The following is a 2,888-nucleotide window of genomic DNA, read 5'->3' on the forward strand; positions in this document are numbered from 1 at the left end:
GAACCGTCTTCATCGATTGAATACGCTAAGTCACCAGACACTGGCGCATCATCAACCGCTGTAACACTCACATCGATGTTGGCAGAGACCGTATCGGTGCCATCTGACACATCGAAGCCGAAGTTTACGTCACCATTGAAGTTTTCATTCGGAGCAAAGGTGTACGTACCATTACCGTTATCAGTAAGAATACCGTCGCCGCCATCGTAGGTCACACCTTCAACCGTTAGGTTGTCACCTTCAATGTCTGTAGCGCCTGTTAATAGGTCTGCATCGGTGAAGATAAGCGTTCCATCTTCTTCAACACTGAACTGTTGGTCTTGAGGCACTGGCAGGTCGTTTACTGGGTTAACGGTTAAGTCTGCAGAGGCTTGAACTGTGTTGGTGCCATCTGAGATATCGAAGCTGATATCAATGTCACCATTGAAGTTCGCATCTGGTGTGATGGTGAAACTGCCATCATCGTTAGCTACAACCGTCGCATCACCACCAACTGTTAAGTCGCTCGCGGTTAGGTCTTCGCCTTCAACATCGGACGCTTGAGACAACAGCTGAACTTGGCTCAATGTGATTGAACCATCTTCGTTAACGTTGTAAGCCAAATCACCGGATACTGGCGCATCATTGATTGGTAACACGTCAACATTGATGACGGTTTCAACTTCTGCACCGTCTTCATCACGAATGGTGACATCAAGCTGAACTTGGCCATTAAAGTTCTCATTCGGAGCGAAACTACAAGTGCCATCACCATTTACTGAGAAGATGCCCTCAGGGCCATCGTAGCTAATACCCACAAGCTCAACATCCCCTTCTACATCTGAGGCATTAAGTAGCACTTGTGATTCACTGAAGGTCAACACTGAGTCTTCATCAATGGTATAAGACGTTGGGCCAGCAACCGGCGGATCGTTCACTTCAAGAACATTGATGCCCGCGGTCGTTGCATCGGTCGCACCCTCTCCATCAGCAACAACCACATCAAGTGCAATTTCACCGCTGAAGTTCTCATTTGGCGAGAAGGTGTAAGTGCCGTTACCATTGATTTCAAGGACACCGTCACTACCAGAGTAAGTCACGCTGTCTATCGATACATCACCTTCAATATCTGAAGATGTTGCCAATAGTTGTGCATCAGAAATGGTAATCGAATTGTCTTCATTCACCGTGTAGGACGTTGAACCCGCAACTGGCGGATCGTTCTCAGGAGTCACGCTAACATCAATGTTTGCAGACACGGTATCTGTACCGTCTGACACATCGAAGCTAAAGCTCACATCACCATTGAAGTTTTCGTTTGGAGCAAAGCTGTAAGAGCCCTCACCCAAGTCTGTCAGTACGCCATCAGTGCCTTCATAAATGATGCCTTCAACCGTCAGGTTATCACCTTCAACGTCTGTCGCGCCTGTAAGCAGATCCGCGTCTGTGAACTGTAAAGTACCGTCTTCTGCAATACTGAACTGTTGATCTTGAGGTACTGGTAGGTCGTTTACTGGGTTAACCGTTAGGTCAGCCGATGCTTGAACGGTATTGGTGCCATCAGAGATATCGAAACTGATATCGATGTCACCGTTGAAGTTCTCATCTGGCGTGATGGTGAAGCTGCCGTCATCATTAGCTACAACCGTCGCATCTCCACCAACCGTTAGGCCGCTAGCAGTAAGGTCATCGCCTTCTACGTCAGAAGCTTGCGATAGAAGCTGCTCTTGACTTAGACGAATCGAACCGTCTTCGTCGATTGAGTACGCTAGGTCGCCTGACACAGGTGCATCATCAACTGCCGTAACGCTCACATCGATGTTTGCAGAGACTGTATCGGTACCATCTGATACATCAAAGCCAAAGTTTACGTCGCCATTGAAGTTCTCATTCGGAGCAAAGGTGTACGTACCATTACCGTTGTCGGTAAGAATACCGTCGCCACCGTCGTAGGTCACACCTTCAACCGTTAGGTTGTCGCCTTCAATGTCAGTAGCGCCTGTTAATAGGTCTGCATCGGTGAAGATAAGCGTTCCATCTTCTTCAACTCTGAACTGTTGATCTTGAGGGACAGGCAGGTCATTAACTGGGTTAACGGTTAGATCCGCAGAAGCCTGAACGGTGTTAGTACCATCAGAGATATCGAAGCTGATATCGATGTCACCGTTGAAGTTCTCATCTGGCGTGATGGTGAAACTGCCATCGTCGTTAGCTACAACTGTCGCATCACCGTCGACCGTTAAGCCGCTGGCTGTTAGGTCATCGCCTTCAACATCTGATGCTTGTGATAGCAACTGCTCTTGGCTTAGACGAATCGAACCATCTTCGTCGATTGAGTACGCTAGGTCGCCAGACACTGGCGCATCATCAACGGCAGTTACGCTCACGTCGATGTTTGCTGATACCGTATCGGTGCCATCTGACACATCGAAGCCGAAGTTTACGTCACCATTGAAGTTTTCATTCGGTGCGAAGGTGTATGTGCCATTACCGTTGTCGGTAAGAATACCGTCGCCACCATCGTAGGTCACACCTTCAACCGTTAGGTTATCACCTTCAATGTCGGTAGCGCCTGTTAACAGGTCGGCATCAGTAAAGATTAACGTGCCGTCTTCTTCAACGCTGAACTGTTGGTCTTGAGGTACTGGCAGGTCATTAACTGGGTTAACGGTTAGGTCAGCTGATGCTTGAACCGTATTAGTACCATCTGAGATATCGAAGCTGATATCGATGTCGCCATTGAAGTTCTCATCTGGCGTGATGGTGAAGCTGCCGTCATCATTAGCTACAACCGTTGCATCTCCACCAACCGTAAGGTCGCTAGCTGTCAGGTCATCGCCTTCAACATCTGACGCTTGCGATAGCAATTGCTCTTGGCTTAAACGGATAGAACCGTCTTCATCGATTGA

General features: G+C 48.2%; 1 protein-coding gene. It reads right to left on the reverse strand.

What is annotated here, in order from left to right:
- A partial coding sequence (locus tag AB4307_RS21255; RefSeq protein WP_372133404.1) for a cadherin-like domain-containing protein occupies positions 1-2,888 on the reverse strand: 2,888 nt, incomplete at both ends.

Origin of the sequence: Vibrio sp. 10N.261.52.C2, from assembly GCF_041471425.1 — a bacterium.
In the GTDB taxonomy this organism is placed as follows: Bacteria; Pseudomonadota; Gammaproteobacteria; order Enterobacterales; family Vibrionaceae; genus Vibrio; species Vibrio crassostreae_C.